The sequence below is a fragment of the Frankia sp. R82 genome, assembly GCF_023716925.1.
In the GTDB taxonomy this organism is placed as follows: domain Bacteria; phylum Actinomycetota; class Actinomycetes; order Frankiales; family Frankiaceae; genus Frankia.
In genome coordinates this window covers 1-5890 of the sequence record NZ_JAMQQG010000254.1, presented here as the reverse complement: position 1 = coordinate 5890, position 5890 = coordinate 1, and the positions used below count along the sequence as shown (strand labels likewise).

The 5890-nt window shown below is 73.5% G+C and carries 5 protein-coding genes; all 5 read left to right on the top strand.

Features of this window, described 5'->3' with window-relative positions; genetic code table 11:
- The first annotated feature begins 72 nt into the window (after positions 1-72).
- Positions 73-354 (top strand): hypothetical protein, encoded by a 282-nt coding sequence (locus tag ND747_RS19745; protein ID WP_251735304.1) that lies wholly within the window; start codon positions 73-75, stop codon positions 352-354.
- A gap of 147 nt (positions 355-501) precedes the next feature.
- A complete protein-coding gene (gene alaS, locus ND747_RS19740) occupies positions 502-3147 on the top strand; it encodes an alanine--tRNA ligase (protein WP_251735302.1) in 2646 nt (881 codons plus the stop codon).
- Positions 3148-3654 (top strand): Holliday junction resolvase RuvX, encoded by a 507-nt coding sequence (gene ruvX, locus ND747_RS19735; protein WP_251735300.1) that lies wholly within the window; start codon positions 3148-3150, stop codon positions 3652-3654. It abuts the gene before it with no gap.
- Positions 3651-5240 carry an endolytic transglycosylase MltG gene (gene mltG / locus ND747_RS19730; protein WP_251735299.1) on the top strand — a complete coding sequence of 530 codons (1590 nt, stop codon included), beginning with the start codon at positions 3651-3653 and terminating at the stop codon, positions 5238-5240. The genes ruvX and mltG overlap by 4 nt, the downstream gene beginning before the upstream one ends.
- A gap of 137 nt (positions 5241-5377) precedes the next feature.
- Positions 5378-5890: shikimate dehydrogenase (locus ND747_RS19725; protein ID WP_374216278.1), on the top strand; the 513-nt coding region annotated here is incomplete at its 3' end.

Sequence of the window (5890 nt, the reverse complement as noted above, 5' to 3'; positions counted from 1 at the left end):
GCGCCTGCGGGCGACGACTCGCCGCTGGCGCGGGCCACCGCGACCGGCGGCGGGTCCCGGGGAGGCCGCTAGATGTCGCGGATTTTCTACCTGACCTTCGGGGCGGCGGCGGGTGTGGTTGTCGTGCGCAGGGCCGCGAAGGCCGCCGCGGCGCTCACGCCGACCAGCCTCGCCGGATCTCTCGTACAGTCACTGCAGGAGTTCCTCGCGGATGTCCGCGAGGCCGCGGCGGAGCGGGAGGAGGAGATCCGTGGTGCGCTCGGGCTCGACCGCGACCCGGACGACGACCCCGCCGCCCCGTTCGACGACCTCGAACGGACGATGCGGCTGGTCCCCGGTGCCCGTCCGTTCTGACCGGCGGTCGCCACCGTCAGCCCCGCCGGCCAGGGCTGCAGCGATAGCAGCGGCAGCCGCCGCGCCGGCCCCGCCGGCCCGCGCGGCGGCACCGCTGCCCGCCGCCGGATGACGATGCTCCTCCCACCAGTCTGGACGATGTGACCGATGGACACGGCCGAGATCCGCAGCCGCTTTCTGAACCATTTCGCCGCGCGTGAGCACACCGTGGTTCCCAGCGCCTCCCTGATCGCGCCGGACCCCACGTTGTTGCTGGTCAACGCCGGCATGGTGCCGTTCAAGCCGTATTTCCTCGGCGATCTGGCTCCGCCGTGGCCGCGGGCGACCAGCGTGCAGAAGGTCGTGCGGACCGTCGACATCGAGAACGTCGGACGGACCACCCGGCACGCCTCGTTCTTCCAGATGTGCGGCAACTTCTCCTTCGGTGACTACTTCAAGGCCGAGGCGATCCCGTTCGCCTTCGAGCTGCTCGTCGACGGCTTCGGGTTCAAGCCGGACGACCTGTGGGCCACCGTCTACCTCGACGACGACGAGGCCGAGCGGATCTGGCGCACCCTGCTGCCCGCCGAGCGCATCCAGCGCCGCGACAAGGCGGACAACTACTGGTCGATGGGCGTGCCGGGCCCGTGCGGCCCGTGCAGCGAGATCTACTTCGACCGGGGGCCCGCCCACGGCCGGGACGGCGGCCCGGTGGCCGACGAGGAGCGTTACCTCGAGGTCTGGAACCTCGTGTTCATGCAGTTCGAGCGCGGTGAGGGCGCCGGCTACGACTATCCGATCCTGCGCGAGCTGCCGAGTCGCAACATCGACACCGGCATGGGCCTCGAGCGGATGGCGACGATCCTGCAGGGCGTCGAGAACGTCTACGAGATCGACATCTCCCGTCCGGTGCTGGACGCCGCGAGCCGGCTCACCGGCCGCCGTTACGGCGCCGACCCGGCCTCCGACGTGCGGCTGCGGGTGATCGCCGACCACTCCCGCACCGCCGCGATGCTGATCTCCGACGGCATCGTGCCGTCCAACGAGGGCCGTGGCTACGTGCTGCGCCGGCTGCTGCGCCGGGCGGTGCGCGACGCCCGGCTCCTCGGCGCGCGCGAGCCGGTGATGGCGCAGCTGTTCGAGGTCATCGGCACGGCGATGGGCCCGATCTACCCCGAGCTCGTCGACGATGCCGAGACGATCACCCGGGTGGCGGTCGCCGAGGAGACGGCGTTCGCCGAGACGCTGCGCACCGGCACCACGATCTTCGACACCGCGGTCCGCCAGGTCCGCGCCGCCGGGGCCACGACACTCGCCGGTGACGAGGCGTTCAAGCTGCACGACACCTACGGCTTTCCAATCGACCTGACGCTGGAGATGGCCGCCGAGGCGGGCCTGTCCGTCGACGAGGCGGGGTTCCGCCGGCTGATGGAACGCCAGCGCCAGACCGCCAAGGCCGACCGGGCCGCCCGGCGGATCGGCAACCTCGACCTGTCGGCGTTTCGCCCGATCCTCGCCGCCGCCGGCCCGACGACGTTCACCGGCTACGAGGAGCTCACCCGTGAGTCCGCGGTGGTGGGGCTGGTCGGGATCGCCGACGGCCTCGGTCGCCCGGCCGCGGGTGCCGGCGAGGAGGTCGGCGTCGTGCTCGACGTCACTCCCTTCTACGCCGAGAGCGGCGGCCAGGAGCCCGACCTCGGGATCCTGCGCTTTGACGGCGGCGAGGTGGAGGTCCTCGACGTCCAGCGGCCGGTGCCCGAGCTCGTCCTGCACCGGGTGCGGGTGCGCGCCGGGGAGCTGAAGGTCGGCGACCGGGTGCACGCCCAGGTCGACGAGGGGCGCCGGCGTGCGGTGTCGCGTTCGCACACCGCCACCCACCTCGTCCACGCGGCGTTTCGCCGGGCGCTGGGGGAGGGGGCGACCCAGGCCGGGTCGCTGAACTCGCCCGGTCGGCTGCGCTTCGACTTCCACGCCCTGGGCGCGGTGCCGGCGTCGGTGCTCGCCGACGTCGAGGACGAGATCAACGAGGTGGCACTGCGTGACCTGCCGGTGCGCGCGTTCGTCACCACGCAGGAGGAGGCCCGCCGGCTCGGCGCGATGGCGCTGTTTGGCGAGAAGTACGGCGACGCGGTGCGGGTCGTCGACGTCGGCGACTACGCCCGCGAGCTCTGCGGGGGCACCCATGTGGCGAGTTCGGCGCAGCTCGGCGCGGTGAAGCTGCTCTCCGAGGCGTCCATCTCCGCCGGGACGCGCCGCGTCGAGGGGCTCGTCGGCCTGGACGCGTTCCGCTACCTCGCGCGCGAGCATCTGCTCGTCTCGCAGCTGTCCACCGCGCTCAGGGCCCGCCCCGACGAGCTCGCCGACCGGGTCAACGACATCGTCGCCCGGCTGCGCGACGCCGAGCGGGAACTCGACAAACTGCGCGCCGCGGCCGTGCTGGCCGGCGCCGGGACCCTCGCCGAGGGGGCCGAGGAGATCGGCGGCGTCGCCGTCGTCACCGCCGAGGTGCCCGCCGGCACCACTCCCGACGACGTGCGTCTGCTCGCCATGGACGTGCGCGGACGGCTCGCCGGGCGGCCCGCGGTGGTCGCGATCGGGCGGGCCGACGGAGCCTCGATCGTCGTGGTCACCGACGATGCGGCGCGCTCGCGCGGGTTGCGCGCCGGAGACCTGGTCCGCGGCAGCTGGGCGGCGCTTGGCGGCAAGGGCGGCGGAAAGGCCGACATCGCCCAGGGCGGCGGTGGTACGGCGGAGCTCGTCCCGGCCGCGTTCGCGAAACTGCGCGGACTGGTCGCCGAGCTCCTCGGACGTTAGGTGACCGGCCCACGGGGGACCCGGCCCGGCGTCCGGGTAGGGGTGGACGTCGGATCGGTGCGGGTCGGGGTGGCCGCGAGCGACCCCGACGGACTGCTTGCGATGCCGGTCACTACCCTGGCCAGGGACAAGCGCGGCAATGCAGACATCGATGCTCTTGCCGAGATCGTCGCGCAGCGCGAGGCTGTGGAGGTCGTGGTGGGCCTGCCCCGGCAGCTGTCGGGGCAGGAGGGCCGCGCCGTCGCGCTGGTCCGGGAGTACGCCGAGGTGCTCACCGGGCGAATCGCACCCATTCCGGTGCGGTTCGTCGATGAGCGGCTGACCACGGTGGCTGCCCATCGCAGAATGGCCGAACGTGGCGTCCGTTCCCGCGCCCGTCGCAGCCTTGTCGATCAGGAGGCAGCCGTGCAGATCCTCCAGCACGACCTGGACAGCCGCCGCGGGCCCGGTGGCGCACCGGGCTGGACGCCGGACGGCGGGATGGCCGGTCCGCAGGACGCCGGGTGACCCGCCGTGACCTCGACGAGATCCTCGACGAGGAGCCCTACGGGGAGCGGCCCGTCCGTCCCACGGACCGTCGCGGGGCGCGTCGTCCCGACCCCCCTGCGCGTCGCGGCCCGAGCCGCCCGGGGGTCTACCAGGAGACGGGTTACGACGACCGCTTCTCCGCTGACCGCCGCGCAGCCGACCGCCGACGAGGGGAACGCCGTCCCGGGGATCGGCCGGCCCGCGACCCGCGCCCCTATCCCGACGAGGCCTACTCGGACGAGGCCTACTCGGACGAGGGCTACTCGGACGAGGGCTATCCGGACGAGGCCTATCCGGACGAGGCCTATCCGTATGCGGCCGGCGAACGGTACGACCGGCAGCCCGCGCGCGAGCCGGACGACCACGACGGCGACGACGATCCGTACGGCTCGGAGGCACCGTACGACGCCGACGCCGGCTCCTCGTCCGGCGGTCCGGGCCAGGCCGCGCACGACGGCAGCTGGGGTGGCTCCTGGGACGACGAACCGGCCGAGCCGCGGCGCCGGGGCGGACGGGCGCTGGCGAAGCTGATCGCGATTCTCGTGATCGTCGCCGCGCTGCTGGGGCTTGGCATCGTCGGGGTCGGCAAGGTCATCGGTCATGTCTCGGGCGGGTCGAGCGCCGCGGACTACCCGGGCTCCGGCGACGGCATCGCCGTCGTGCAGATTCCCGACGGGGCCACTGCCAGCCAGATCGCCAAAGCGCTGCACGACGCGGACGTGACCGCCTCCGTCGGCGCGTTCGTCAAGGCCGCGGCGGCCAACCCGAAGTCGCTGGGCATCCAGCCGGGCACCTACCGGCTGCGCAGCCGGATGAGCGCGGCGGCGGCCCTGACGGCGCTGCTCGACCCCAGCTCGGCCGCGTTGTTCCGGTTCGTCATCAAGGAGGGCATGACGGTCAAGGAGGTCCTGACCGGCATCCACGACCGGCTCGGCACGCCGATGGCCGACCTCGAGGCGATCGCGCGCAACCCGGCCCAGCTCGGCGCTCCGGCCTACGCGCCGACGCTGGAGGGCTACCTGTTCCCGTCGACCTACAACATCGTCCCCGGGCAGAGCGCGGTGCAGCTGCTGAGCTCGTTCGTCGACCGGTTCAAGACCGAGGCCGCGGCCCTCAACCTCGAGCAGGGGGCGGCCGCGCGCAACCTGAAACCGGCCGAGATCGTGACCATCGCCTCGATCATCGAGAAGGAGGTCGCGAACGCCGACGAGGGCCCGAAGGTCGCCCGGGTGATCTACAACCGGCTCGCCGACACCACCGGCGGCTTCCGTCGTCTCGACATGGACTCCACCACCCGTTACGCCGAGGACCAGTACACCGGCCCGCTGTCACAGGAGCAGCTGCGGCGGGCGAACCCGTACAACACCCGCTCGGTCGCGGGCCTGCCGCCGGGGGCGATCTCCAACCCGGGCCTGTGGGCGCTGAAGTCGGCCCTGCAGCCGGCGGACGGGAGCTGGTTGTACTTCGTGTCCATGCCGCGTAGCAAGGTCACCGAGTTCGCGACCACCCAGGCCGAGTGGACCGCGCTCCAGGCGCGCTACCGGGCCGAGGGCGGTCGGGAGTAACCGTGGCTGGGCCGCCGCCCGGCACCAGGCTGGGAATGGTCCGGGCTGGGACGGTCCAGGTGGCGCGGCACGGGGTGGCGCGGTACAGGGTGGGAACGGCACGGGTGGGCACGGGAAGGCACCGGACGGGAGGCTGGGTGACACAGGGGGTCGAGCCGGGGCCGGTGGCCGCGGGCGGGCGGGGTGAGCAGCCGCGGTGGGCCGTCCGGGTGGCCGCGGCGGCGACGCCGACGCACCCGGCCCACGCGGCCGTGCTGGGCGCCCCGGTGGGCCACTCGCTCTCACCGGTGCTGCACGGTGCCGCGTACGACCGGCTGGGTCTGGCGGTGCGCTACACCGCGATCCACTGCGAGGCGGCCGGTCTGCCGGCGATGCTGGACCGGATCCGGGTCGAGCCGGGCTGGTTGGGCCTGTCGCTGACCATGCCGCTCAAGACCGTCGTGCTGGATCTGCTGGACGACATCGACCCGACCGCCGCGGTGATCGGCGCCGTCAACACGGTCGTCGTCGGCGCGGACGGCCGCCTCTACGGGGACAACACCGACGTCGCCGGGATCGCGGCGGCACTGCGCCGGGTGACCGGCGGACGCCGGCCGAGCCAGCCGCTGATCGTCGGTGCCGGGGGCACCGCCCGGGCCGCGGTCGCCGCG